The 24,834-nt window shown below is 44.2% G+C and carries 24 protein-coding genes; 8 read left to right on the top strand and 16 right to left on the bottom strand.

Annotated elements, in window-relative coordinates; all coding sequences use genetic code 11:
- Position 1 precedes the first annotated feature (1 nt).
- Entirely contained in the window at positions 2–1,108 is a 1,107-nt protein-coding gene (locus tag IGI84_RS02255) for a GntR family transcriptional regulator (protein WP_081118302.1), read from the bottom strand.
- 165 nt (positions 1,109–1,273) lie between these two features.
- Between IGI84_RS02255 and IGI84_RS02250 the strand changes: the two genes are divergently transcribed.
- The 3 genes from IGI84_RS02250 (at position 1,274) to IGI84_RS02240 (ending at position 4,366) form a co-directional block, all read left to right on the top strand.
- Complete coding sequence (locus IGI84_RS02250; RefSeq protein WP_081118301.1) at positions 1,274–2,113, top strand: SHOCT domain-containing protein; 840 nt, start codon at positions 1,274–1,276, stop codon at positions 2,111–2,113.
- A gap of 331 nt (positions 2,114–2,444) precedes the next feature.
- Complete coding sequence (locus IGI84_RS02245; protein WP_228078822.1) at positions 2,445–3,149, top strand: helix-turn-helix domain-containing protein; 705 nt, start codon at positions 2,445–2,447, stop codon at positions 3,147–3,149.
- Positions 3,150–3,256: 107 nt separating this feature from the next.
- The gene (locus IGI84_RS02240) at positions 3,257–4,366 is read left to right on the top strand and encodes an ABC transporter ATP-binding protein (RefSeq protein WP_077453935.1); all 1,110 of its coding nucleotides are present in this window, start codon (positions 3,257–3,259) and stop codon (positions 4,364–4,366) included.
- 132 nt (positions 4,367–4,498) lie between these two features.
- On the opposite strand, the gene IGI84_RS02235 is transcribed toward IGI84_RS02240, so the two are convergent.
- The 5 genes from IGI84_RS02235 to chvE all read right to left on the bottom strand — a co-directional run bounded on the left by IGI84_RS02235 (position 4,499) and on the right by chvE (position 10,560).
- Positions 4,499–5,956 carry an alpha-L-fucosidase gene (locus IGI84_RS02235; protein ID WP_241508736.1) on the bottom strand — a complete coding sequence of 486 codons (1,458 nt, stop codon included), beginning with the start codon at positions 5,954–5,956 and terminating at the stop codon, positions 4,499–4,501.
- 281 nt (positions 5,957–6,237) lie between these two features.
- Positions 6,238–6,573 carry a PTS sugar transporter subunit IIB gene (locus IGI84_RS02230; RefSeq protein WP_008376144.1) on the bottom strand — a complete coding sequence of 112 codons (336 nt, stop codon included), beginning with the start codon at positions 6,571–6,573 and terminating at the stop codon, positions 6,238–6,240.
- A 12-nt stretch (positions 6,574–6,585) separates the two neighbouring features.
- A complete protein-coding gene (gene mmsB / locus IGI84_RS02225) occupies positions 6,586–7,782 on the bottom strand; it encodes a multiple monosaccharide ABC transporter permease (protein WP_005227258.1) in 1,197 nt (398 codons plus the stop codon).
- Position 7,783: 1 nt separating this feature from the next.
- Positions 7,784–9,313, bottom strand: a complete 1,530-nt coding sequence (gene mmsA / locus IGI84_RS02220) for a multiple monosaccharide ABC transporter ATP-binding protein (RefSeq protein WP_005231476.1) — start codon at positions 9,311–9,313, stop codon at positions 7,784–7,786.
- Positions 9,314–9,459: 146 nt separating this feature from the next.
- Positions 9,460–10,560: a multiple monosaccharide ABC transporter substrate-binding protein gene (gene chvE, locus IGI84_RS02215; RefSeq protein WP_005231478.1), complete on the bottom strand. Its 1,101-nt coding sequence runs from the start codon at positions 10,558–10,560 to the stop codon at positions 9,460–9,462.
- Positions 10,561–10,794: 234 nt separating this feature from the next.
- On the opposite strand from chvE, the gene IGI84_RS02210 reads away from it, so the two are divergent.
- From IGI84_RS02210 to IGI84_RS02200, 3 genes are read left to right on the top strand one after another with little or no spacing between them, the layout of a single operon-like run.
- Positions 10,795–11,799 (top strand): ABC transporter substrate-binding protein, encoded by a 1,005-nt coding sequence (locus IGI84_RS02210; protein ID WP_081118299.1) that lies wholly within the window; start codon positions 10,795–10,797, stop codon positions 11,797–11,799.
- Between the two features lie 10 nt (positions 11,800–11,809).
- Entirely contained in the window at positions 11,810–13,258 is a 1,449-nt protein-coding gene (locus tag IGI84_RS02205) for a sensor histidine kinase (RefSeq protein WP_081118298.1), read from the top strand.
- Positions 13,236–14,789 carry a response regulator gene (locus IGI84_RS02200; protein WP_081118297.1) on the top strand — a complete coding sequence of 518 codons (1,554 nt, stop codon included), beginning with the start codon at positions 13,236–13,238 and terminating at the stop codon, positions 14,787–14,789. Before IGI84_RS02205 ends, IGI84_RS02200 begins: the two co-directional genes overlap by 23 nt.
- Positions 14,790–14,870: 81 nt before the next feature.
- Here the strand turns inward: IGI84_RS02200 and IGI84_RS02195 are convergent, their stop codons facing one another.
- Both IGI84_RS02195 and IGI84_RS02190 read right to left on the bottom strand, forming a co-directional pair.
- The gene (locus tag IGI84_RS02195; RefSeq protein WP_430600664.1) at positions 14,871–16,955 is read right to left on the bottom strand and encodes a DNA topoisomerase III; all 2,085 of its coding nucleotides are present in this window, start codon (positions 16,953–16,955) and stop codon (positions 14,871–14,873) included.
- The gene (locus IGI84_RS02190; RefSeq protein ID WP_005227251.1) at positions 16,888–17,265 is read right to left on the bottom strand and encodes a DUF1033 family protein; all 378 of its coding nucleotides are present in this window, start codon (positions 17,263–17,265) and stop codon (positions 16,888–16,890) included. The genes IGI84_RS02195 and IGI84_RS02190 overlap by 68 nt, the downstream gene beginning before the upstream one ends.
- A 312-nt stretch (positions 17,266–17,577) precedes the next feature.
- On the opposite strand from IGI84_RS02190, the gene IGI84_RS02185 reads away from it, so the two are divergent.
- Positions 17,578–18,438: an AAA family ATPase gene (locus IGI84_RS02185; protein ID WP_081118295.1), complete on the top strand. Its 861-nt coding sequence runs from the start codon at positions 17,578–17,580 to the stop codon at positions 18,436–18,438.
- Positions 18,439–18,494: 56 nt separating this feature from the next.
- Here the strand turns inward: IGI84_RS02185 and IGI84_RS02180 are convergent, their stop codons facing one another.
- Positions 18,495–18,785 (bottom strand): hypothetical protein, encoded by a 291-nt coding sequence (locus tag IGI84_RS02180; protein WP_241508735.1) that lies wholly within the window; start codon positions 18,783–18,785, stop codon positions 18,495–18,497.
- A 197-nt stretch (positions 18,786–18,982) separates the two neighbouring features.
- A complete protein-coding gene (gene mnmA / locus IGI84_RS02175) occupies positions 18,983–20,101 on the bottom strand; it encodes a tRNA 2-thiouridine(34) synthase MnmA (protein ID WP_081118293.1) in 1,119 nt (372 codons plus the stop codon).
- A gap of 368 nt (positions 20,102–20,469) precedes the next feature.
- Between mnmA and IGI84_RS02170 the strand changes: the two genes are divergently transcribed.
- Positions 20,470–21,183: a C39 family peptidase gene (locus IGI84_RS02170; RefSeq protein WP_081118292.1), complete on the top strand. Its 714-nt coding sequence runs from the start codon at positions 20,470–20,472 to the stop codon at positions 21,181–21,183.
- A gap of 86 nt (positions 21,184–21,269) precedes the next feature.
- On the opposite strand, the gene IGI84_RS02165 is transcribed toward IGI84_RS02170, so the two are convergent.
- The 6 genes from IGI84_RS02165 to IGI84_RS02140 form a co-directional block, all read right to left on the bottom strand.
- Positions 21,270–21,788 carry an Asp23/Gls24 family envelope stress response protein gene (locus IGI84_RS02165; protein ID WP_005232258.1) on the bottom strand — a complete coding sequence of 173 codons (519 nt, stop codon included), beginning with the start codon at positions 21,786–21,788 and terminating at the stop codon, positions 21,270–21,272.
- A gap of 56 nt (positions 21,789–21,844) precedes the next feature.
- Entirely contained in the window at positions 21,845–22,039 is a 195-nt protein-coding gene (locus tag IGI84_RS02160) for a DUF2273 domain-containing protein (protein ID WP_005232259.1), read from the bottom strand.
- 11 nt (positions 22,040–22,050) lie between these two features.
- Positions 22,051–22,614 carry an alkaline shock response membrane anchor protein AmaP gene (gene amaP, locus IGI84_RS02155; protein WP_081118291.1) on the bottom strand — a complete coding sequence of 188 codons (564 nt, stop codon included), beginning with the start codon at positions 22,612–22,614 and terminating at the stop codon, positions 22,051–22,053.
- A gap of 205 nt (positions 22,615–22,819) precedes the next feature.
- Positions 22,820–23,425 carry a metallophosphoesterase gene (locus IGI84_RS02150; protein ID WP_081118289.1) on the bottom strand — a complete coding sequence of 202 codons (606 nt, stop codon included), beginning with the start codon at positions 23,423–23,425 and terminating at the stop codon, positions 22,820–22,822.
- Positions 23,426–23,467: 42 nt separating this feature from the next.
- Positions 23,468–24,313 (bottom strand): aldo/keto reductase, encoded by an 846-nt coding sequence (locus IGI84_RS02145; RefSeq protein WP_081118288.1) that lies wholly within the window; start codon positions 24,311–24,313, stop codon positions 23,468–23,470.
- A 177-nt stretch (positions 24,314–24,490) separates the two neighbouring features.
- Positions 24,491–24,832: a DUF1831 domain-containing protein gene (locus IGI84_RS02140; protein ID WP_005232263.1), complete on the bottom strand. Its 342-nt coding sequence runs from the start codon at positions 24,830–24,832 to the stop codon at positions 24,491–24,493.
- Between the last annotated feature and the right edge of the window lie 2 nt (positions 24,833–24,834).

Raw genomic sequence — 24,834 nt, 5'->3', positions numbered from 1 at the left:
CTTACTCTCCTTTTTGGTTATTGACTGAACCGCGAACGATCAGCTCCGGTTCAAAATAAAAGCGTTGCGCTTCTGTTGCCTTACCTGTAGTGATCCATTGTGCCGCCAATTCCCCCATCGCTTCTTTCGGGTGAGTCAGTGTGGTGATCGTCGGTGTGGACAAGGTGCTAAGAGGCGAGTCATCGTTACCCACGATCGAAAAATCAGTAGGAACGTTCTTCCCCGCAGCCGTCAATGCTTGAATCAAGCGATGCGCGATCTCATCGTTGTAACAAACGATGCCTGTGACTTGATTATCGGCAGCCGTCAAGCGCTGGATCGCTTGTTCAATAACGGCTTCTTTTGACTCCGTCGTATACGTCAAGACGTCTTCTGCTGCAAACGTCCGCTTGGCTTGGGTCAACGCTTTGACAAACCCTTTCATCCGATATTTCCCTTGTAAGTCATCGATTTTCGTGATCATCATCAACTGCTGATGCTGTTGCTCTAATAGATAATTGGTTGCTAAAAACCCAGAACGTGTATCGTTGACACAAATATGCGGCAAGTCTAGTTCTTCGTAATAGGCATTGATCATGACGAGAGGAATCCCAGCTTCTTGAAGGGCGACATAATAGGCAAGATTCGGGTTGTACTGGCTGCTCTTCGTTGGTTCAACGATCAACCCATCTACCCCTTGATCCATCATTTGCTGCAAGCACGCTCTTTCTTGCTCATGGTCATTGTTGGTTGAGCCTAAAAGCAGTGAGTAGCCTTGCTCCCGCAATGTCTGCTCCACGCCGCGCATGATTGAGGGGAAGATATAATCAGACAAATAGGTCATGATGATCCCGATTGTTTTGCGATTTTTATGATTGACAGTCTCAGGTTTTGAAACGTAGGTGCCTGAGCCCCGTTCTTTTCTTAAATAGCCTTCATTGACCAAAACAGCGATCGCTTGGCGCACCGTGTGGCGGCTATAATGAAATTCTTCCTGTAAGGTTGCTTCTGAAGGGATCGCATCGCCTTCTTGATAGGTGCCTAAGCGGATCTTTTCTCTTAAGATATCCGCTAGTTGTTCGTACTTATTCGCCATTTTCATCCCATCTTTCAAAAGTTGTCCGTACATCTAAGATACCAAGAAACCGCTTCCTTGTCAATTGCTGCTATACTAATTTTTCTGAAAAAGTAATAGAGAAAAAATTCCAAACGATTATTCACCTCGATTTTAATCATAATAAAAATAAATAAGATTAAATTTGTTGTATAATTGAATAAATAGTTAGTTATTTCTATGAAGGAGGCAAACACTTTGACGAGAAATATGAATGAAAATCGTGAGGCGCCAATCATTCTTTATTCAAAAAAATATCGAGAGAATCGCAAACACGAGGCTAGTTGTCGCTGGTTTATTACCAGTAAAGGTGTTTTGATAAACCATACCCATCCAAAAATCCCAGATGAAAAGATTCCCATGGCAAAAATTGCCGATGTGGAATTACATATAGGCAAAGGTCTCTTAGTGGACTACCTCCGCCTGCAGGTACCAGGTGATCCTCACCTGCTTTATTTCACCAATCGAATCGATGCCCAAAAAGCCTATGATTTTTTAACCACTCGCCTTGCAATACTTGGCGGGCAATCAGCCAAAAGTTACGTGGATGAGGAGGCTGGTAAAATCAAATTACTGTCTTATCATTATCGTGAGGCTTGGGCCATCACAGAAGATACCCTCATGATCCTCGACTACAAAAAGAAAGAAAAGCAGGTTTTGCAGATTCCCCAGATCACCAGTATCAATCTGAAAGAAGTTGCCGAATCTGGTCTTTGGAAAGGCAATGGCTTCTTGGAACTGTATATTGGCGGCGGGGCAATCAGAGAAACCCATTCTCGCAGAAGGACGGAACCAAACCACTCCCTTTGCTTTGCCGAAAAAGACCTGCTGATTGCTCGGATCATACAGCGCTATCTCACTAACTTCCCCCGTGAGCATGCGATACTGCCCCCGCGATCAACTGTAAATCCGACGGCACAGGTCATTGCTGAACTACGTGAACTAAAAGTATTGGTTGACGAAGGAATTCTGACTGAAGAAGAATTTGCCTTCAAGAAAAAACAACTGTTAGGATTATAGAAGCAATCGCTTCGGGGAAAAAAGCAACCATCCTGCCATGCAAAGGCAGAGATTTCGGTGAAGGGCTGTGTTTTTTTCCTGAGAAAATTTTGAACGGTTTTTTTAGAACATGCTATACTAAATGAAGAATACGTAGAGCATCTCAAAGGAGGTCTTTCTCATTTTTTCTTTTAATGACATCAAAGCGCGTTTTCCCCAGGCAACGCTGCATGACAAAGTATCCACAACGAAGGACATCGAATCCATCGCTTTCGGCAATAAATATATTTGGCTGCCAACTGACCAATTAAGTGACAGTGAAAAACTGCTGATCCAACTGGGAAACGGCTCTTTGCAACCAGAAATCGATAACCGAAACCATCCATGGTATCCAATTTTATTTGAACATCAGCCCGTTCAAGACCAAACGTGGGTCCGAATGCTGCAAGTTCATTTCACCCGACCCATCGACTCCTTGCAATCCGAATGGCTCGCAGAGATCCAGCAAATGCTCCCTAGCGTGGTGGATCTTTTTTTCCTCACCGAAGACCATGCGGTGATCGTAGAAAAACAAGATGGTGCCAATTTGCCCATCGAAGATCTTGACGGCTTATTCGTGGCTTTGGATATGGATTTCGACTGCTATTCTCAGCTATTCGTCGGTCCCTTCCATCACCCACGCCACGACTTCACTACCTTATGGACGAGTGAATCTACCCTGTTCAAAAATGAGTTAAAAACGAAAACTACCAGTAAAAGTATGGATCTGCCCAAAGTGGTCTTCTCTCTTTTTCGCAATGGCTTTTCCGAGTATATTTCCTTGTTCCGTACCTTGTATCTAGATTGGTTTGAAGAAGAGACCGAAACGATCATTCAATCACTGTGGCGCAATCAAGGCAATGCGAGTTCTACTGCCAAAGAACTATTTATGCATCGGAATTCCCTTCTTTATAAGATCGATAAGTTTCAAACACTGACGCGCTTGAATTTAAAAAATATGGATGATCTTTTGCTTTGCTATTTACTGATCGACCAATTCACCCATCAGAGCAATTAAACAACCTGCACAAGAAAACGTTTTTTTCTTGTGCAGGTTTCCGTTGCACATTCGAAGCGTTTTCATTTATGCTATTCATGTAAACTAAATGGAAAGAGGTAATCCCAATGGTAGAAATGGCCTTAAAAAATATCCACAAAAAATATGACAATAATGATGCGTATTCGGTAACTGATTTTAATTTAGATATCGCTGATCGCGAATTCATCGTTTTCGTCGGACCTTCTGGTTGCGGAAAATCCACAACCCTTCGAATGATCGCTGGTTTAGAAGATATTTCTGAAGGCGAATTGAGCATCGGTGGAAAAGTAATGAACGATGTGGCACCAAAAGACCGCGACATCGCGATGGTTTTCCAGAACTACGCATTGTATCCCCATATGACTGTTTTCAACAACATGGCATTTGGTTTGAAATTGCGTAAATACGACAAAGAAGAAATCAAAAAACGGGTAGAAAATGCCGCTGAGATCTTAGGATTAACAGAATACTTAGATCGTAAACCTGCTGCCCTTTCTGGTGGTCAGCGTCAACGGGTTGCCTTAGGCCGTGCCATCGTTCGTGATGCCAAAGTCTTCTTGATGGATGAGCCGTTGTCAAACTTAGATGCGAAATTGCGGGTTGCCATGCGTGCGGAAATCGCAAAATTACACCAACGTTTAGAAACAACGACAATCTATGTAACCCATGACCAAACAGAAGCGATGACCATGGCTGACCGGATCGTTATCATGAAAGATGGCTTCATTCAACAAATCGGTTCACCAAAAGAAGTCTACAACACGCCGAAAAATATTTTCGTTGCCGGCTTTATCGGTTCACCAGCAATGAACTTCTTCAATGTTACGTTGAAAAACGGCATGATCTCTGATGGACAAAGCTTGAACTTACGTATTCCTGAAGGCAAGAACAAGGTTCTTGTGGAAAAAGGGTACGAAGGCAAACAATTAGTCTTTGGTATTCGTCCAGAAGATATCCACAGTGAACAAATCGCATTGGAAGCTTCTCCTGAAGCAACTGTACGTGCCGAAGTAGTCGTATCTGAATTATTAGGTGCAGAAACAATGCTTTATACACGTGTAGGTGCGACTGAATTTATCTCGAAAGTTGATGCCCGCGACTTCCATCGTCCAGGTGAAACAGTTGATTTGGCTTTCAACATCAACAAAGCACACTTCTTCGATAAAGATTCAGAAAATGTCATCACACTTCCTTAATTTGTAGTTACCATGCACTGTTCTCGGATTTGCCCCCTAGGCAGTCGCATTTAACTAATATCCACTTTTATTCCTTATTTGTATCCCCCAAAAACAGACAGTCAGCCGACTGTCTGTTTTTGGGTTGCTTTTTTATTCTTCCTGAGGCACATAGCGAGCGGCCATGGTTTGAATGATCGGTGTTTGCCGAACTTGAGTAAAAACGATTTTGACAGCAGACACGCCGACCGCTTCAAAGCTGATGATTTTTTGATAGCCGATCGTCACTATTTCGGTCAGCAACTGTGGTCCTTCTGCCGTTTGCAGAAAAATTTTTGCTTTTTCTACCCGTTGCCCATATTGAATCGCTTCCTTCAGTACAAGTGTATTGATGACGACCGGTTCTGCAAAATGTAGGGTCAGCCATGGCCGTTTGTCTTCCAGGTCCGGTTTCCAATACTGGCCAAACGCTTGAGATAGTTGGAGCTTATCCATTCTGCTGGACACACTGGTTGAAGAGCTCGCAAACGTGCCGGTCCTTTCAGTCGACACCTCTTTCAATTGTTTAATCGAGTGACCTAATTGCTGCAATGCCTTTTGATCCGTTGGATGGATCATACCATCCGGCATCGGCGGCACATTAAGTAGAAAAGAACTATTGCCCCCAACGCTCTGCTTGTAAAAGGACCAGAGCTCAGCGCCGCTTTTTACTTGTTGGTCTTCTGATGGATGATAAAACCAGCCGGGGCGAATTGATAAGTTGACCTCAGCAGGGTACCAAGCCAATTCAGCAGCTTCTTTAATGCCGTACTTTTTCAGCGCTTGTCGGCTTCCTAAATCCATTTCCATACTGGAGATCGATTGCCGAAACGCTGCGCTATCGGCTTTTTGCGAATGACTCGCTGTTTTTTCAGCATCCTTTAATGCTGCTGGCACCACACTCCATTCTTGAAGTCTGGTTTGCCCCGCTTCGTTTCCTACCCAACGGACATCCGGTCCGCAAATCGCAATCACCGCATTGGGTTGCAGCTCTCGAATCACTTGATAATACCGTTCCCAATCATAGTTTTGGCGTTTTCCATTGGGCCCTTCACCATTGGCGCCATCTAACCATATTTCGAATATATCACCATAATTGGTTAAAAGTTCTGTCAACTGCGCCGTATAAAAATCATCATAGGCTTGCCCCATTCCATAACAAGCTTCATGCTGATCCCAAGGCGATAAATAAATGCCGAATTTCAGGTCTGCTTGACGGCAAGCATCAGAAAGTTCTTTCACTAAATCACCTTGACCATTGCGCCAGGGCGTTGAAGCGACTGTGAAAGCAGTGTGCTGGCTTGGCCATAAGCAAAAGCCGTCATGGTGTTTGCAGGTCAAAATGATTCCCTGCATACCGCTTTGCTTCATTGTGGAAACCCATTGATGACAGTCTAAATTTTGCGGGTCAAATACCGTTGGCGACTCATTGCCGAGTCCCCATTCACGATTGGTCATCGTATTGAGACCAAAGTGGATAAAGCCATAAAATTCCAACTGCTGCCACTGTAGTTGTCGTTTACTGGGGCGAATCTGGGTAAGGTCTGCTGGTTCGATAATCTGTTCCTCCATTCTATGAGTTGTTTGCTGCTTAAGGAAACAGATACAAGATCGATTCTTGACTATTTCCTCATTGGAAAAGATCCGCCGCCTTTACTGTACTTTTGCCACCTGTCCACTCACTGGCAAACGAAGCACAGGAACTGACCGAAGCAGCATTCAATCGACGGTTCTTCCCTATCAGGTGATCAAACTACTTTACGATAAAAAGAGTAGTGCTTGCTTGGGGGATTCGCAAGGCACTACTCTAAACAACATATTCAAACGCTGAAACACATAGCTCTTTTTTGAGCCTAGCGATCGTTTTGTAAGAGGGTGAGGCTGTCTGTAAGGACAGCTTCGCCATCTAACAGCTCGTAATCTGTTTCTTTGATTAATTTATATGGCACCGCTTTGACCATGAGAAAGTCTTTTAATCGATTGACTTCGTACTTCGACTGCGGACCGATCAACAAAGCATCGACTGTTTGCTGCTGCAGGATCTGTTCAGCAATGATGGCTGGTGCCGAATAGATATGCACAGCTAGCCCTTTTTCATCTGCGGCCCGCTGCATATTTTTTACTAAGAGTCCCGTAGTGATGCCGGCGGTACAAATCAATAAAATCGTCTTTTGTGCTTGGTCCTCCATAAACAGGCCCTCCTACGAAATTTTCTTTTTCTTATTGTAGATATCCAACACGACAGCCAGCAGCAAAATCAACCCTTTGATGGCTTGCTGCCAATCGACACCGACTCCTAAGATCGACATCCCATTGTTTAAGACACCCATCACCAGACCACCGACGATCGCCCCCATCACGGTACCAATACCGCCTGAGGTGGAAGCACCGCCGAAATACACTGCGGCCATTGCATCTAATTCCATTGACGTTCCCGCTTGCGGTGTGGCTGCATTCAACCTAGCGGCTAAAACCAAGCCCGCCAAAGCTGCCATCATCCCCATGTTCACGAAGACCCAGAAGGTGATTTTCTTCGTCTTGATTCCCGAAAGTTCAGCTGCTTTCTTATTGCCGCCGGTTGCATAGATTTGACGACCAGCAACGGTTTTGTTAGTCAAAAAGCCATAAGCAGCCACGATCACCCCTAAGACAATCAAAATGATCGGATACCCTTGATAAGAGGCAAAGATATAGGTAGCGCCGAGAAATACGACCGCAGTAAAGACGGCTTTAAAGGCAAAGGCTGCCATTGATTCCACTTCAAAAAGATTTTTTTTGCGACGCTCACGGGTCCGCCATTGGCCTAAAATCAGGATGCCCGTGATCACTACACCTAAAATCATGGAAAGTAAATGGATCTGACCGCCTGCAATATCTGGCAAATACCCAGTAGAAATTTGTTGGAATGCCTTGGGAAACGGCGCCAATGATTGACCGCCTAAGACGACTTGGGTCAGTCCTCGAAACATCAGTAAACCAGACAAGGTCACAATAAATGCTGGGATACCGACATACGCGACCCAGAAGCCTTGCCAGGCACCGATCACTGCCCCCATCAGTAAGCAAAGAGGCACTGCCAGCCAAGGACTGATGCCGTTATTGACCATTAAAACGCCTGCAATCGCACCGACAAACGCCATCACAGACCCTACGGATAGATCGACGTGTCCTAACAAGACGACCAAAAGCATACCAGCTGCCAAAACGAGAATATGACTGTTTTGCAACACGAGGTTGGTGATATTCAGCGGCCGCCAGAAAATCCCATCGGTCATGAGCTGAAAGGCCACCAATAATACTGCTAAGATAATGATCATACTGTATTTACTAAAGATTTCCAGTGCCTTTTCTTTCAGCGAATGGCTGCGTTCTTTTTTTAATTTATTGGTTGTTTCCATCTCAAACCCCACTCTCTTCTAATGTCATTAGATTCATCAATCGTTCTTGATCCGCCTCTTCCCGTAACACTTCGCCCGTGAAGCGGCCTTCGTTCATCGTGTAGATTCGGTCGCACATGCCTAATAGTTCTGGCAACTCCGAGGAAATGATACAGATGGCTTTGCCAGCTGCTGCCATCTCTTCGATGATCGTATAGATTTCGTATTTCGCCCCGACATCGATCCCACGGGTCGGTTCATCTAAAAATAAGATGTCTGGTGTGGTCATCAGCCATTTTGCCAAAACGACTTTTTGCTGATTCCCGCCGCTCAAGCTGCCGACGTTTTGATAGATCGAATTGGTTTTCGTCCGCATTTTTTTGCGGAATTCTTCGGCCATCGTGACTTCTTTTTCTTTATCGATGACCCCTTGGCGGCTGATTTTGGCAAGACTAGCAATGGTGGTATTCTCGCGAATATCCATCAGCAGATTCAAGCCCAGCGCTTTTCTGTCTTCCGACACATAGGCTAACCCATTTTTGATGGCGGTTGGCACGTCTTTGACAGAAATCGGTTGGCCGTCTTTATAGACTTCCCCCGAAATCGAACTGCCGTAGGAATGACCGAAGACACTCATGGCAAACTCAGTCCGTCCCGCACCCATCAAACCGGCGATACCGATGATCTCTCCTTTGCGGATCATCAAGTTCAAATTTTCATTCACCACACGGGTATGGTCGATTGGATGATGGACCGTCCAATTTTTGACTTCAAAAAACGGTTCACCAATAGTGGGGTTCCGCTCTGGGTAGCGATTGGTCAAGTCTCGCCCAACCATGCCGCGAATGATGCGCTCTTCAGAGATTTCGGCACCACTCAGCGTCTCGATCGTTTGCCCGTCTCGTAAAATCGTGATGCGATCCGCCACATTGACGATTTCATTCAACTTGTGGGAGATGATGATCGAAGTGATCCCTTGGTTGCGAAACTCTTTGATCAGCTCTAACAGATTGGCACTTTCTTCTTCATTCAACGCCGCAGTTGGTTCATCTAAAATCAACAATCGGACGGATTTTGAAAATGCTTTGGCAATTTCCACCAGCTGTTGATGCCCGACACCGATTTGTGAAACCAGCGTATTCGGGTCTAATTTTAAGCCAACGATCTTTAAGAGGTTGTCTGTTTTCTTTTCGGTCAGATCCCAATCAATGATGCCGTGTTTGGCTTGTTCATTTCCTAGAAAGATATTTTCTTTGATCGAGAGGTAAGGACTTAAGGCTAACTCTTGATGAATAATAACGATTCCTTTGTCCTCACTGTCCCGCAAATCTTTGAACTTGCATAACTCCCCTTCATAATAGATCTCTCCGTCATAGCTGCCGTAAGGATAGAGTCCGCTTAAGACATTCATCAGCGTGGACTTGCCGGCGCCATTTTCTCCACACAGTGCGTGGATCTCTCCTCGCTCGATCGAGAGGTTGACGTTATCAAGGGCGCGAACCCCTGAAAACTCTTTGACGATGCCTTTCATCATCAAAATATTATCTGCCATGTTCTTTCACCCTTTTCCTTTTTATGTAAAAGTGAACCGATCCGTTTGTAAGAAAAGCGGAAAGAACGAATACTGGGGATGATTCGTTCTTCCCTACTGCTTTCGGGGAAACTAGCATCTTTTCTCGCTGGATCTGTACTTCTTGCTTAAATGCCTAGCTCTTCTTCTGTATAGTAATCGGTATCGATCAGTTCTTCTTTGTAGTTGTCGCTATCCACAGAAACGGGATTTGACAAATAGGTTGGTACGACTTTGACGCCATTGTCATAGGTTTCCGTATCGTTGACCGGCACTTCCTCGCCATTGGTGATGGCTTCGATCATTTCGATCGTGTTTTTCGCTAACACCCGTGTATCTTTGAAAATCGTTTGGGTTTGTTCACCCGCGATGATTGATTTCACTCCTGCCACCGTCGCATCTTGACCAGTAATCACAGGTAGTGGTTTATCGGAAGAACCATAGCCAACACCTTTAAGCGATGAAATGATTCCTAGGCTGATTGGATCATAAGGTGAAAGAACGGCATCCAATGTTTGATCCGTATAGTTGGCACTCAACAAGTTGTCCATCCGAGCTTGTGCAGTTGAACCATCCCAACGCAAGGTAGCGATTTGGTTGAAGTTGGTTTGACCAGAAGGAACGACTAGTTGTCCGCTGTCAAAGTATTGTTGGAAGACCGAAAGGACCCCATTATAATTGATCAGTGCATTGTTATCATCTGGAGAGCCGCCGAATAATTCAATGTTAAATGGTCCTTCACCGTCTTTGAGACCTAATTTGTCTTCAATATAAGACGCTTGCAGCACGCCGACCCCAAAATTATCAAAGGTGGCATAATAATCGACGTATTCCGAGTTCATCAGTAAACGGTCATAGGCGATGACTGTGATGTCTTCGTTATGGGCTTTTTCCAACACGTCCGTCAGTGCCGACCCATCGATCGAGGCGATCACTAAAGTATCAACGCCTTTGGTGATCATGTTCTCAATTTGTGCCACTTGGTTTTCTACTTTGTCTTCTCCATATTGCAGGTCAGTTTTATAGCCAAGCTTCTCTAATTCCTCTACCATATTGTCGCCATCTGCGATCCATCGTTCTGCCGATTTGGTCGGCATCGCGATCCCAACAAATCCTTTGTCTCCGTCACCGTTTGCCCCGCTATCTGATCCATTCCCACAAGCTGCTAACAATCCACCAACCAATAAGGTGGATGCTAGGACGACCAATTTACCAAAAGTACCTTTCATTGTGATCCCTCCATGTCTTTTTCTTACATATTCAGTATAGCCAGTTAAGGAATCGCTTACATTTAGATTTTTTCGAGGTTTCTTGGATTTCTTGAGAAAAAAACGGCCCAGTTGCCCCCTTTTCTCTTTGGAATCTTGGATTTTTTAAGATTCCCTTGGTTTTTATTTGATTTGATATTTTGTGTAAAGCGCTTCCGTATTTTTTAGTAGAATAGACTATAGAGGTGAAAAAAAATGAGGAATATAAAAATTGGGTTGTTCGTCTGTTTGTTTCTAGCTTGCTTGGCTGGTTGCCAAGCAAACAAAGAAACAACCACTGAAACATCGGAAGAAAGTATCGTGATCGGTTTTTCTCAATCGGGAACAGAAAGCAGCTGGCGCAAGCGCCATACGGAATCGATCCGCACTGAATTAGAGAAGGAAGGCTATGAAGTGCTCTATCGTAACGGCTATATGAATCAAGAGCGGCAGATCCAAGATATCCGCAGTTTTATCGTGTATCAAGTCGATGCCATCGTCTTTACCCCGATTCAGGAAAACAATTGGGAACCGATTTTGGAAGAAGCGGCGCAAGCGGGGATTCCCGTTTTCGTGGTGGATCGTCATGTCAATGTCAGTGACCCCTCTTTATTTTTGACCCATATCGGGCCAAGCTTCAAAGCCGAGGGCAATCGTGCGGGTCTCTACGTCAGCAATTATTATAAAGAACATCAAAATGAAACGATCAATGTTTTAGAATTGACGGGACTGGATGCTACGTCTCCGACGTATTTGCGCTCAGAAGGGTTCCGAGAAACCATCAAGCGTGATTATGCCCACAACAATGTAACGATCCAAGTCAAAGATGAGCTAAATGGTGACTTCATTCGCCGCAAAGGCAAAGAAGTCATTGAACAATACATCGCAGAAGGCAAAATGGAGCAGATCGATGTCTTGTTCAGTCACAATGACGAGATGACTCTCGGTGCTCTTGAAGCCCTCGAAAAAACCGATATTGAGCCAGGGAAGGATTTAGTGATCGTATCGATCGATGCCCAAAAAGAAATGATCGATAAATTGAAGCAAGGAGTGGTCAATTGTGTCGTTGAGTGCAACCCAGATGCTGGTGTGTTCGTCAAAAATGCCATCTCGCGCTACTTGGCTCGCGGCGCTGATGCCATTCCTCGTGAAATCTATGTCCATGAAACGGTTTTTTCCAGTGACATGGATTTCGATCAGATTCCGCCGAGAAATTATTGAGGGGATGAAGATGAAAACAAAAAGTATCAAGGGCATCTTTCAACAGACGAATAAACTGATGATCCTCGTCGCCTTTATCCCCCTCGTAGTAAGCAGTGTCTTTTACTCGCGGCAGATTTTCATTTACCAAAATACCATCAACAATATTGAAGAAGCCAATCAACTATCGGAAAAAGTCGATGCCATTGTCTTGGAAGAAATGTGGGATTTAGTCTTTGGTCAAAAAACCGTCGCACAAGTCCAAAAAACCAATGTGATCGATGAACTAAGGAGCGATCTGCAACACATCCAAGAAAATACCAGCACTGCCAAAGAGCTCAATATTTTAGCAGTCGCCTTTCGGACGCTCGATTCTTTAGAAACCTATCAGCAACAGTTGATCGATAATATTCTCAAGGATGAGCCGGTGGAAAAAAACCAATACGTCATGATCCAAGTGGATTCGGTGATCGATTTGCTATCCGATATTTTGCAGCAATTCGTCGGGGTAGAGATCAGCTTAGCCAGCCAAACCAATCACGAACTAGTCCAATCCGTGTTGCTGCTGATCCTTTTTCAAGTCGTGTTGCTTTTGATCATCTTTGCGATCATCAATAAAAACCGGCGCTTTGTTCGAGATAATTTGCAATACCCGCTGGATCGGTTGTTAGACCTTTCCAATGAACTATCCCAAGGACATTTGAGCTACCGAGCAGAACTGCCCGAGACCCCAGAGCTGCGGACTCTGACGAGTAGCTTGAATCGAATGGCAGATGACTTGACTCGGCTCTTGGAAGAAAATGCCTTGAAGCAGTATCACTTAGCCCAAAGTGAGGTGCGGGTCTTACAAGCCCAGATCACTCCACATTTCATCTATAATAGTTTAGATGCGATCGTTTCTTTGATCGAAGCTGCCCGTTATGAGCAAGCAACGGAAATGACCTATGCGCTGTCAGATTTTTTCCGCATCTCACTAAGCAAAGGGCAAGACTGGATCCCTTTGGAAAAAGAATTGCGGCATGTGGATGATTACTTGAAGATTTTACAGATCCGCTATGGCAGGATGCTGTCTTACACCATTGAAGATCAAACCGTCAGTCCAGAACTACAGGTCCTGAAAATGGTCCTGCAGCCCCTTGTTGAAAACGCCGTATATCATGGCACCAAGTTTGTCCGCCGTGTCGGTATGATTCGAATCACAGTGTCAGAACTGCCCCACCAGATTCAAATGACCATCAGTGACAACGGCGTTGGGATCGCCCCTGAGCGTTTGCAGGAGATTCGTCGTAACCTTAAAGAAACCACTGATCCCGCCTCTGAGAGCGGCTATGGCCTATATAACGTCTATCGCCGTCTCCAGCTGAACTACGGCAGCGAAGCGCAACTGACGATCCACAGTCAATACCAAGAAGGCACCACGATTACAGTCACAGTACCAAAAAGGGAGGAACCCAACCATGTACAAAGTGTTCATAGTTGAAGATGAACATCTGATTCGCGATAGTTTGCGTCACCAAATCATGACTCTTGCCAAACAATACCCGATCGTTTATAGCGATGAAGCCGCCGATGGCGAATTGGCGCTGGCTTCGATCCTTGATCTGCGTCCGGATATTATTATCAGTGATATCAAAATGCCGTTTATGGATGGGTTGGTCTTTGCGAAAGAAGCCAAAAAATTATTGCCGCAAGTTCGCATTATTTTTGTTAGCGGCTTTGATGATTTTGACTATGCAAAAACGGCACTGCAGCTGCAAGCAGACGATTACTTACTCAAGCCCATCAAAAACGAAGAATTAGAACAAGCCATCAAAACCGTCGTTCAACACTTAGATGAACAACAAACCACTCATCAGCAATTATCCAAAGAAGACGATTTATTCGAAATGGAAATCAAAAAAAATCACTTTCTTAATCACCTCTTTAAACAAAAGATCACGATCTCAGAAGCCTTTTTGCAAGCAGAAGAACTGGGCCGGCGCTTTTCAGGCAAACAGTTTTGTGTGCTGTTAGCAAAAACCCCCTTCAATCAAAGCTTTTCTGACTACACTCGCTTTAGCCAGCAGCTGACCAAAGCCTATGAGCAAGATGATGCCGTCTTGTTCTCCAGTGTGTCCAGTCGCTTCATCAAGTTTTTACTTTTTGACCACGACCGAGAACAAGTTTTAGAAAAAGCCTATCAGATCGCTCAAAGCCTCGTTCATGGTTCTGGGGAAGAAGTAGCAGTGGCGATCGGACCGGTAGCAGACCGCTTCTCGGGTATCTCTCTTTCTTATCAGAAAGCTCGCGACATGCTAAAAACCTATGGCAGCATCCGCAAGGAAAAAATCATCAGCTATGAAGATGACATTCGCGAAGGGGAACTGTCCCCCACCAATCCTTTCAAAACCGATCTTGCTTCGCGGCTGGCAAATGCTGGGAAACAGACGATCCCTGAGCTGATCGCTGAATTGATGGCGCCTCAAGGAACCGTTGAGCGAACGCAAATGTACCGTTTGTTCGTCTTAGTCGAACTGCTGGCATTGTTGAAGAAAAAAGACAGTCATTCGCTGCCCCAGATCGTTCAGCACGCCCATGACTTAGATTATCTAGCGGCATTGACCCATGAGCCAGAGAACTATCAAACGACTCTGGCAGAACTGTTGCCATTATTGACCAAACAACCCATCAATCCTGCAATGGCGAAATATCAAAGCGTCATCAATCAAGCCAAAGCCTTTATCAGTGAGCACTTTTCTGATCCCAATATTTCCTTAAATGTAGTTGCTGAAAAAGTTCATTTGAGTCCAGCACATTTTAGCACCATCTTCTCGCAAGCCACTGATTCTACGTTTATCGAATACTTGACCGAGCAACGGTTGACCTTAGCTAAGGAACTGCTGTTAACGACCAATCTGCGGCTATCTGAGATCGCCTTTGATGTTGGCTACAATGACCCAAATTATTTTTCCTTCTTGTTCAAAAAGAAAGAAAAAATCTCACCGAAAGAATACCGTCAAAAAAATGCCTAGATGAGTGAATGGATGGATGCAAAAAAAGAGCGAGGAACAGCAAAATCGTCCTCACTCTTTTTTATTTTCTACCTCATTCAGTTATTTCTTCTCCATAGCAGCTTTTAAAGCAGCTTTTAAAGCAGCTGCTAATGGGCTTTCTTGCGGTTCTTCTTGATTGATTTTGTTCATCAAGCGGCGTTCTTCGTGTTTCGACAGCTTTTTGCTGCGCTCTTTTTTATCCGCCATTTTTTCGGTGGTCCCATCGAATTTACAGCGGAAATAGGCGCCATTTTTGCCCTCAATGATCTCCATCTTTCGGTGACATTGCGGGCAACGTCGGTTCGAAACTTTCGGGTCTTTCCGACGACGGTACTTGCAAGTGCCACTGGAGCAAACATAGATCTTGCCATCACGGGTATTTTTCTCCCGCAATGGTTCGCCGCATTCGGGACACCGTTTTTGGGTCAATGAGAAATCTTGGTACTTGCTTTCGCTTTGCTTGATTTCTTTGACCAGTTGTTTGGTGTCCGCTTCGATTTGTGCGAGGAAGGTTTGGGCAGAATAGGTGCCTTTCGCGATGGCTTCCAGTTCCTTCTCCCATTTTTCCGTCAATTCTGGTGTCACCAAGGATGGATTGACTAAGACTAACAGCTGCTTGCCTTTTGGCGATACTTGCAAGCCGCTTGGGGTCCGCTCCATCAGCTCAGATTTGATCAGCTTTTCAATGATCTCCGCACGGGTTGCTGGCGTGCCAAGACTGTGTTTTTCCATTTTGCCTAAAAGAGTTCCTTCATTCAACGGTTTCGGTGGTGTGGTCAACTCTTTTTGGATGGTGAACTCAGGCTTGACGGTACTGCCTTTTTGCCAAGCCACATCACTGGTTTCTTCTTCAGAAGTCGTTTTCCATCCCGCTTCTAACACGGTATTGCGGTTGAACACAAAGGTCTCAGAACCAAAGGTCACGGTCACTTTCTGCTGCTGCTTTTTATGGGGTTTCGCAAAGAGCATCAAGAAACGACTAACGATCATTTGATAGATCCGTTGTTCATCGGTAGTTAATTTTTCATACCGTGCCCGCTGTTCCGTTGGCAATAAGGCATGGTGATCGGTGACTTTTTTATCATTGAAGACAGCTTGCTGCACCACTTGTCCACCATTTTTCAAGTATCCTTTGACTTCTGGGGCAAAATCCGCAACTGCCTGCAGACGTTCCTTCATGGTTGCCTTCATATCATTGGTCAAATACTTGGAATCCGTCCTTGGATAAGTGACGATCTTGTGGGTTTCATACAAGCTTTGAACAAGCGACAAGGTCTTCTTGGCAGAAAAACCATAACGCTGATTGGCTTCTCGTTGGATCTCGGTCAAATCGTAGGGCAGTGGTGCACTTTCTGTTTTGACCTTTTCTTCGATCGCTGTCACGCGACCATTCTGTTGACTCATCTGTTTGACCAATGCTTCAGCATCGCTGCGTTCTTTTAATTGATAAGGATTTTTTTGATGCAGGCGAGCCTTGGCATCACCTACGTTTAGGGTAATCACATGATAGGTTTGCGGACGGAAACTCTCGATCTGCATTTCCTGACTGCGCACCAAAGCTAAGGTAGGGGTTTGGACCCGACCCGCACTAAGATTGTCTTGATATTTGACCGTCAATGCCCGCGTGACATTCAACCCTACCAGCCAGTCGGCTTTTGCCCGCGCAAGGGCGGAGTAGTAAAGATTGTCGTAGTGCTTGGCTGACTGCAATTTTGCAAAGCCTTCTTTGATGGCTTTAGGGGTTTGCGAAGAAATCCACAAACGTTTGACTGGTTTGTCAAAACGAACCCACTCCAAAATCCAGCGAGCAACTAGCTCCCCTTCTCTTCCCGCATCGGTAGCGATCACAACTTCCCCAACATCTTTTCTTTGAGCCAATTGTTTGATGGCTTTTAGTTGATGACCGGTTTTTGGCAACGGTTTGATCCCGATGGACTTCGGGATCATCGGTAATGTTTCCATCTGCCATGATGCCCAGTCTTTATTTAGATCTTCAGGCATTTTCAAGCCCAATAAATGACCAAGGGCCCAAGTAACGATCGCCTTGGGTCCTTCGTAATAATTTTTATGTTTTTGCTCACAGCCCAAAACTTTGCTGAGGTCTTTGGCAACGCTTGGCTTTTCCGCTAGAATTAGTTGTTTCATAAAAATCTTTCCTGCTTTCATCGACGACTTGCTGATATTCTTTAAGCAATGCCAGTCCAATATATTGTTGGAGGTAATCGTCGCATTCTTCGCACCAGCGTTCGTCTTCTTCATTCCAAAAAGCCGTCATAAAGTTTGATTTTGCATTTATGTACGAATACTCTTCTCTGATTTCTTGCCATTTTTGTTCATAAAATGACTGCGCCTCGCTGAAAGTTGCAAATGTGAACGCCTCTTGAATATCTGACTGCCATCCCTCAAAAAACCACCACGGTTCATTGTCCCCATACATGACTACTACTTGATACATTCCATTGCTCCTTTCACGATTCCTTCCTCATATTAGTCACTTTTACTTAAACTTGCAAGGAATAAGTTTCAGCATTTAAACATCGCTTAAAGAATTCATTAAACCTTCGTTTTTTTGTACGTTTTATCAGTTGCTTAAGATTACATCATTTCTATGCCCTTATAGTCTAGCACAGAAGTTTCCTGTTGTGAATATAACAGTAAAAGATTAAAAAAATAGCAAACAAGATTTATTTTAACCTCGCAAAAAAATTTTTATCTGTGATGGATATGCTACAATAATGGCAACCACGAAACTGCTAGGAGGTGCCCCATGTATCTCGAACAAATCACTTTTCCCGATCAAGAAACCGAGTTTGATTTTTTCCTTTCTATCCAACGGACTGTCTATGATTCTTACTACCCTTTTCAGATTCTCAGTGCCCGCCGTTTTCAACAGATCGATTTTGAACCAATCACGATTTTATATGGCGGCAATGGTTCTGGCAAAACCACTGCATTGAACGTGATTGCCGAAAAGATCCACGCGCAGCGCTTTGCTGCGTATAATCGGTCGAATTTTTTCGAGGACTATCTATCCTACTGTTCTGCTCGTAGCAACGACGAACCGCAAGAAAAAGTGCTTTTGACCAGCGATGACGTCTTTGACTTCATGCTGGGTATTCGAAACTTAAATCAAGGGATCGATCATCGCCGAGAAGAAGTGTTTCAAGAATACTACCAAGCAAAGTATGCGGACTTTCGTTTCACAGGTTTTGACGACTACCATGAATTGAAGAAAATCAATCTTGCACGATCCAACACACAGTCCAAATTCACCCGCAAGCACTTGATCGACAATGTCCGAGAATATTCCAATGGCGAAAGTGCCTTTCGCTTCTTTCAAGAAAAGATTCGTCCCAACAGCCTTTACTTATTAGATGAACCAGAAAATTCTCTTTCTGCTGAGCGTCAACTGGAACTGGTGCAGTTACTGGAAGATTTTGTTCGCTATGAACAGTGTCAGTTCATTATTGCTACCCATAGTCCTTTCGTTTTGTCTTTAAAGGAAGCCAAAATCTATGATTTGGATCAAACGCCCGTCGATGTTCGGAAGTGGACGCAGTTAGCTAGTGTCCAGCAGTATTACCGCTTTTTTCAAGCACACCAAGCCGAATTTGATGATCGATCATGAGCAAAGCAACCCAGTTTCCGTCAAAGATTTCTTTTGGTGGCTTTTTTCCGTCGCACTCACACAAAGACCAAAATCAAATTGATCAGCGCAATAAAGAAGGCGACACCCCCCGCAATTTTGCCCCACTTGACTTCTGCTTGATTATACTGATCGGAATGCCCCGCAATCTGAGAGGACAAGAAGTAGAACTTTTTAAAAACAAGCAAATACCCGACTAAACCCAATAGTACGGCTAAGGCAAGATGGTTGATTTGACTTGAAATGACCTGAGTCTGATGAAGCATCACCACCCCTACGACACTAACGACAAGCCCCCATTTCATGAGATTGGCTTTGGTACGATTCATGATCCTCCCTCCTTCTTTTAAAAATGCCAATACATCAAAAACATTCATTTTCTGACTAAATTATAGCATATTTTGACTAAATTTTTGAAATAGAAAGCGTTCGCTCCAATCGGATTTTCGAATTGATTTATAAAAAGCCCTAGCTAAGTGCAACTGATTGGTTCAGTGTTCTTAGCTAGGGCTGATTGTGTTAGTGGTTAAACATATTGTAATTCTTTGGCTTCTTTGTAGGCTGCATCGATCAAACCGCCGCCCAAGCATTCCATGCCGTCATAAAAAACGACTGCTTGTCCAGGAGTGATGGCGCGTACTGGTTCGTCAAAAATCACTTCTGCCCGATCTCCCTCTAATAGACGCACCGTTACCGGTACATCTTGTTGACGGTAGCGGAATTTTGCTGTGCATGAAAATTCCGTTCCGCGATCTTGGTCTGTGGTAAAGTGGATTTGGCTTGCTTCCAAGCGATCTGCATACAATGCGGGGTGATGGAATCCTTGCCCCACATACAAAGTGTTGGTTGCTAAGTCTTTTCCAACTACAAACCATGGTTCTTGAGTGGCACCGCCGCCGCCAATGCCTAAGCCTTGACGTTGTCCGATGGTGTAGTACATCAAGCCATCGTGTTGTCCTTTGACTTCGCCATCTAATGTAACCATGTTGCCTTTTTTCGCTGGCAAGTAATTACTCAAAAATTGTTTGAAATTCTTTTCTCCGATAAAGCAAACACCAGTGGAATCTTTTTTCTTGGCTGTTGCTAGACCGGCCCGTTCAGCGATCGCTCGTACTTCTGATTTTTCCATACCGCCTAGTGGGAACATGGTTTTGCTCAATTGTTCTTGTGACAATTGGCTTAAGAAATACGTTTGATCTTTGTTGTTATCCACGCCTCGCAACATATGGGTCACGCCGTTCTCATCAACGGTCACTTGTGCATAATGGCCAGTGGCTACATAATCGGCACCAAGATCCATCGCATAATCCAAGAAGGCTTTGAACTTGATTTCCTTGTTACACATGACATCTGGATTAGGTGTCCGTCCGGCACGGTATTCTGCAAGGAAATATTCAAATACACGGTCCCAATATTCTTTTTCGAAATTCACTGAATAATAAGGAATCCCGATTTGCGCAGCCACTTTGGCTACGTCTTTGTAGTCTTCTGTTGCGGTACAAACACCGTTTTCATCGGTATCATCCCAATTTTTCATAAAGATCCCGACAACATCATACCCTTGTTCTTTCAGCAAAAGTGCTGTTACTGACGAGTCTACCCCGCCACTCATTCCAACCACCACACGGGTGTTTTCGTTAGACATGATTGTTTCACCATCATTTCAATTATAGATTCTGAAATCATCTACGATTTGAAGGTCGCAACTTTTCAGTAATTTGCATTATACAACAAAACACAAAAAACTTCACTGTTTACTGTCTTTTCTTAAAAATTCCTTTTTTAGAAAAGACATCTGGAGAGAAGTAACTGTTCGTTATTCCACCTACTCAGCCAAATAGAGGAAGTGCTGCTTTTGTGTCTGTCATCGACAGCTGTTCAAACAGCAACAACTTACTTTTCAAATGGTGGTTGTCATAAAATCGTATGAAATTCTTCAGGAAATGCAGAAATGCTCTTATTAGAAAAAGACTATACTTCTCTTAGATACTACTTTACGAGGAGGGGCATTTCATGCGATCGCACACAAGGACATCAAAAACTAGGAGAAACGATGGGAAGAAAAAGAAGAGCCTTGCACTGCTGCTTTTTCTCATCGGTGGTGTTTTTGTCATTCATTACGTGATTGATCAGGTCAGGGATGCTACGTTTGATCAGACAGCGCTTGTCTCAAAACAGTTCACTCGCCAAGCCAATCAAGCGATTCAACAAGCGATGGCAGACACGCAGCAAGTGCCGTTGATTGTACAAACCGATCAACGCTGGGGCAATAACCCGTATGGATATGGAGAAGAGCAAAATACGTTTGCGGCAAACGGGTGCGCTATTGCTTCTTTAGCCATGATCGATGCTTTTTGGACGGATCATCCGCCGAATCCTGACAAACTATTAAAGTGGGCTGGCGATCAATTTTATCTTCCCAAACAAGGAACCAGTTGGCAAATCTTTCCTCAATTTGCCGAAGCTTTTGGTTACCAATTTGCCGATTTAGGGGATTCATTTGAGGCTGCCTATGAGAAAATGACACAAGGCATCCCCGTTGTGGTCTCGGTTCAAGCAGGAACCTTTACGACATCCGGACATATCATGGTATTGGCTTTGAACAAAGAAGGAAATATCCAAGTATTCGATCCTAATGATTCCCCCGAAAAAGCCCATTATGAGAAAAGCTATCCTAACGATGTCTTTCAAGCAGAAGGAATCCATTATTGGAGCTTTTGGCTTTGATGTTCTGATCGGCTGAAGCTGCAAAAATACACCTTTTGTGGGACAAAAAAAGACTAGCCGAAGCTAGTCTTTTGCTGATCTTGCTATTATTGAACGCGTGGTTCGTTGTTTTCTTGAATACGCGTCGTTGTCCGGTTGAAGGCACCTTTGGCTTTACGTGTTTGTTTTGACGCAAAGTCGCCAGTTGTTTCTGCCGCACTGCTTACTTTGTCTTGAACTGTTTCAGAGTCTTTTTCGAATTGTTCACGTGTTTTGACATCTGCTACATTCACGTTTACTTCGATGACTTCTAAATTCGTCATTTTGTTGACTTGTGTTGAAACAACCTCTTTGATTTGGTCGTAGATCGTGGTCATGTCGCTGCCATATTCTGCAACGATATCAAGATCGACTGCCACTTGTTTTTTCCCAACTTCAACATTGATCCCTGAAGTCACATCATCGGTGTTGACTAATTTACCTGCAATATTTGAGAAGAAACCGCCATCGACTGTTAAGAGTCCGTCTACAGATTCTAATGCAATGCCTACGATTTTTTGAATCACTTTATCTTCGTAAGTTAATTCTCCTTTAACACCTGTTGTTGGTTTTGTTTGGTTTTCCATCGTACATTCCTCCTACTATAATCTTGATATAAATTAAACTAATAATGTTACCAAAGTTAACGGCGCGGTCTTTGAAATTGTTCAAAGAATCCGACTTCTTTGAGATAAAATCCCAGATACGTACCTAGTGCCGTAAATAGCACCAGCAGTATGGTTTTCAAAAAGCCGATCGTTAGAAACAGGATCGCTAGGATCAAACCGAAACCTGCAAAGATAAGCGGGATCTTATAGTGGTAGAACCATTCACTCATACCTGTTCCTCCTAAACTACACGCGGTTGGTCATGGGCTGCTGGCGTTTCTTGCGTATCTTTTAAAACAACTTCCGTTTGGATATTGCTTTCGATACCGAAAAGCTGCTGCAGACTGCTGCTGATCTCACCAACCAAAGCTTCTTGTTTTTGCGGGATGGCTGCTGTTTGTTTCATTTCTCCATCGATTTTTACCGCTACTTTATTCTTGACGATTTTGATTTTTACCGATGGCTGATGGATGAAATCTGCTTGTTTCACCCGCTCGAGCACAAAATGCTCTAAGGCCTTCTTCTGAATCACTAAATCGCCTGTCTTATGGGAAATGATCAAGCGGTCCGAACGTTTTGGATAAAACAAAACGACAAAGAGCGCGATCACGGTAAAAATGGCAAAGCCAACAGATAACCAAAAGAGCAGCATACTCATGGAAGATCCGACCCAAGGATATTCATCCAAAGGAATCAAGTAAACAGGCAATGAAGCCGCTTGCTGATTGGCGATGATCCCAAAATAAAAGACAAGTAAGAGTAAAAGTAATCCGATGATAAAAATCACTTTAGAAATCTTACGCATTGGCAACCTCCTTTACTGCTTTCTACTTAAAGCATACACATTTCTTAAATATCCATCAAATAATAACTCTTGGAATCGATTATTTTTTACATATAAAGTTTATTTTTATCAAAAAAATTTCCTTAATCAAAGCTTGCTGTCAAAGTCATCACAAAAAAAGCAAGCCACCCGAATCTGTTTGGATGCTTGCTTTTCTTGTTATCTGTTAACGAGCTAGCTTGGCAAGTTCTTGTTGTTTTGCATGATACAGCACCGCCAGTTCATTTTCGGAAACTGGTCGACCGAAGGGACGCGGCTGCGGCAGAAACGCCAATTCCGGCGCATCGACTCCTACGTTGAGATTCTCAGCAATTGGAACACTGTGATGATGGATATGCCCATGCAGATTGCGGCTGTTTTTGGTGATCCCCAGCAGCATAGGATAATGGGTCAGTATAAATTGCTGATGAGCAAACTTCAGCAAGACACCAACATCTTCAAACGCATACTTTTGGGCTCCCAAACAACCAGGATCATGCTTGCGCAAGTACGCAAAGAAAGCCCGGGTATCATGATTGCCTTTGATAAAAACGATTTTGCCCTGCAGCTGTGCTAACAGTGCCGCAATTTCTGGAAAGCCCGCTTCGTAATCAGGGTGCATCGCGACATCCCCTAAATGATAAACGACATCTTTATCCGCAACCACCTCATTCCAGCTGGCGATCATCGTTTCATGCATTTGTGTCACTGTCTCAAAGGGGCGTGGGGCAAAGTCATTGTCCCCGAGCAAGGCTGCATGAAAATAGTGGGTATCAGACGTAAAAAATTTCATAGTCGCTCCTTACTTTACTGCTTTTTTCTGTGATTAGGGTCTTCAAATCATCGCTAACGGCTGCTTTTTCGTCGGTGCAGGAAAACGCGCATCGATTGCTGCCAATTCGCTTTTGGAAAAAATGATTTTGGCAGCTTCAATGTTCTGCAGCATATGCAGCGAGTCACTGGTTTGGGGGATCGCTAAGACGTGGGGTTGTCGAAGGGTCCATGCCAAAAGCAGCTGAAAGATCGTGCAGCCTTTGGCTTCTGCCAGCTCTTTCAAGACTTCATCATTTTTGAAGTGGTGCCCTAGCCGATCGCCTTGAGCAATGGGTGAGTAGGCAATCACCGGAATCTCAGCCTCTGCCTGCCAAGGCAAAAGATCGTATTCGATCCCCCGGGCACCTAAATTATAGAGTACTTGGTTGGCGGCACATTGATCGCCGTTTTCTAACCGCAACAGCTCCTCCATATCTGCCACGTCAAAATTAGAGACGCCCCATGCACGAATCTTTCCAGAGGCTTTGGCAGCTTCTAGTGCGTCAACTGTTTCTGCTAACGGCACATCTCCTCGCCAGTGCAGCAGATACAGATCAAGATAGTCGGTGCCTAAACGCGCTAAGCTGCGGTCTAAAGCTTTTGGCAATTCATCGGCGGAGGCATTCCAGGGATAAACTTTTGAAATCAAATAAAGATTCCCTCGGGTAAAGGGTTGGATCGCCTTGCCAACTAGCGTTTCTGCGTTTCCCTCGCCGTACATTTCTGCGGTATCGATGACAGCCGCTCCAGCTTTGATGCCCGCTTGCAACGCATCGATCTCGGCTTTTTCCTTGGCAGGGTCATCCCCCATATGCCAAGTCCCCATGCCGACGGCTAGCACTGATTGCTTGTTTAAGGTTCGTTTCATCTTGATTCCCTCTTTCTCGTCTTAACTCATCCTGTTCCTGCGAACACCTAGGGTTTGTTTTCTATAGTATAAAAAGAAACCGCCAAAGATACAAAAGAAGTGTATCAATCCCATGCCTGATTGGCGGAGTGACACACTTCTTGCCCTTTGAACGGTATAGCTGCTTTTGACAAAAGCTTACGCTTTGACAAACAACCCGCGGCTGATAAAACCATCCATTAAAAAGTAAAATTTTTCTTGCAGCATTTTGTGCTGTTCATCTTTGAAAATATTGACTGCTTTTAACCCATTGGCTGTCGTGATGGACATCTTGAAGGTTTGCAGATCTTTTGCAACAGTGATTTTTAATTTAAAGCCTTCTTTGCTTTGGGGTGTTGCTTCAAGGCCGCGAATCAATTGGAAGTTGCCGCCGTTCGTTTCTGTAAAGCCATTATCCCGCAACGTATATTTTTTTGCTTCAGGAGCAATGCGGTATTGGGTTGCTGCGCCTAAAACGGTTGCTGTTGTTTCAAATGCCATGT

This window comes from Enterococcus sp. DIV0008 (assembly GCF_050542615.1).
Classification (GTDB): Bacteria; Bacillota; Bacilli; order Lactobacillales; family Enterococcaceae; genus Enterococcus_D; species Enterococcus_D innesii.
Note: the sequence above shows the minus strand (reverse complement) of the source record. Positions and strands in the feature narration are given on the sequence as shown.

Excerpts from the sequence above, each read along its gene's own strand:
- IGI84_RS02255 (WP_081118302.1), bottom strand. The coding sequence starts at position 1,108 with ATGTACGGACAACTTTTGAAAGATGGGATGAAAATGGCGAATAAGTAC.
- IGI84_RS02250 (WP_081118301.1), top strand. The coding sequence starts at position 1,274 with ATGAAGGAGGCAAACACTTTGACGAGAAATATGAATGAAAATCGTGAG.
- IGI84_RS02240 (WP_077453935.1), top strand. The coding sequence starts at position 3,257 with ATGGTAGAAATGGCCTTAAAAAATATCCACAAAAAATATGACAATAAT.
- IGI84_RS02235 (WP_241508736.1), bottom strand. The coding sequence starts at position 5,956 with ATGGAGGAACAGATTATCGAACCAGCAGACCTTACCCAGATTCGCCCC.
- IGI84_RS02230 (WP_008376144.1), bottom strand. The coding sequence starts at position 6,573 with ATGGAGGACCAAGCACAAAAGACGATTTTATTGATTTGTACCGCCGGC.
- mmsB (WP_005227258.1), bottom strand. The coding sequence starts at position 7,782 with ATGGAAACAACCAATAAATTAAAAAAAGAACGCAGCCATTCGCTGAAA.
- mmsA (WP_005231476.1), bottom strand. The coding sequence starts at position 9,313 with ATGGCAGATAATATTTTGATGATGAAAGGCATCGTCAAAGAGTTTTCA.
- chvE (WP_005231478.1), bottom strand. The coding sequence starts at position 10,560 with ATGAAAGGTACTTTTGGTAAATTGGTCGTCCTAGCATCCACCTTATTG.
- IGI84_RS02210 (WP_081118299.1), top strand. The coding sequence starts at position 10,795 with ATGAGGAATATAAAAATTGGGTTGTTCGTCTGTTTGTTTCTAGCTTGC.
- IGI84_RS02205 (WP_081118298.1), top strand. The coding sequence starts at position 11,810 with ATGAAAACAAAAAGTATCAAGGGCATCTTTCAACAGACGAATAAACTG.
- IGI84_RS02200 (WP_081118297.1), top strand. The coding sequence starts at position 13,236 with ATGTACAAAGTGTTCATAGTTGAAGATGAACATCTGATTCGCGATAGT.
- IGI84_RS02195 (WP_430600664.1), bottom strand. The coding sequence starts at position 16,955 with ATGAAACAACTAATTCTAGCGGAAAAGCCAAGCGTTGCCAAAGACCTC.
- IGI84_RS02190 (WP_005227251.1), bottom strand. The coding sequence starts at position 17,265 with ATGTATCAAGTAGTAGTCATGTATGGGGACAATGAACCGTGGTGGTTT.
- IGI84_RS02185 (WP_081118295.1), top strand. The coding sequence starts at position 17,578 with ATGTATCTCGAACAAATCACTTTTCCCGATCAAGAAACCGAGTTTGAT.
- IGI84_RS02180 (WP_241508735.1), bottom strand. The coding sequence starts at position 18,785 with ATGAATCGTACCAAAGCCAATCTCATGAAATGGGGGCTTGTCGTTAGT.
- mnmA (WP_081118293.1), bottom strand. The coding sequence starts at position 20,101 with ATGTCTAACGAAAACACCCGTGTGGTGGTTGGAATGAGTGGCGGGGTA.
- IGI84_RS02170 (WP_081118292.1), top strand. The coding sequence starts at position 20,470 with ATGCGATCGCACACAAGGACATCAAAAACTAGGAGAAACGATGGGAAG.
- IGI84_RS02165 (WP_005232258.1), bottom strand. The coding sequence starts at position 21,788 with ATGGAAAACCAAACAAAACCAACAACAGGTGTTAAAGGAGAATTAACT.
- IGI84_RS02160 (WP_005232259.1), bottom strand. The coding sequence starts at position 22,039 with ATGAGTGAATGGTTCTACCACTATAAGATCCCGCTTATCTTTGCAGGT.
- amaP (WP_081118291.1), bottom strand. The coding sequence starts at position 22,614 with ATGCGTAAGATTTCTAAAGTGATTTTTATCATCGGATTACTTTTACTC.
- IGI84_RS02150 (WP_081118289.1), bottom strand. The coding sequence starts at position 23,425 with ATGAAATTTTTTACGTCTGATACCCACTATTTTCATGCAGCCTTGCTC.
- IGI84_RS02145 (WP_081118288.1), bottom strand. The coding sequence starts at position 24,313 with ATGAAACGAACCTTAAACAAGCAATCAGTGCTAGCCGTCGGCATGGGG.
- IGI84_RS02140 (WP_005232263.1), bottom strand. The coding sequence starts at position 24,832 with ATGGCATTTGAAACAACAGCAACCGTTTTAGGCGCAGCAACCCAATAC.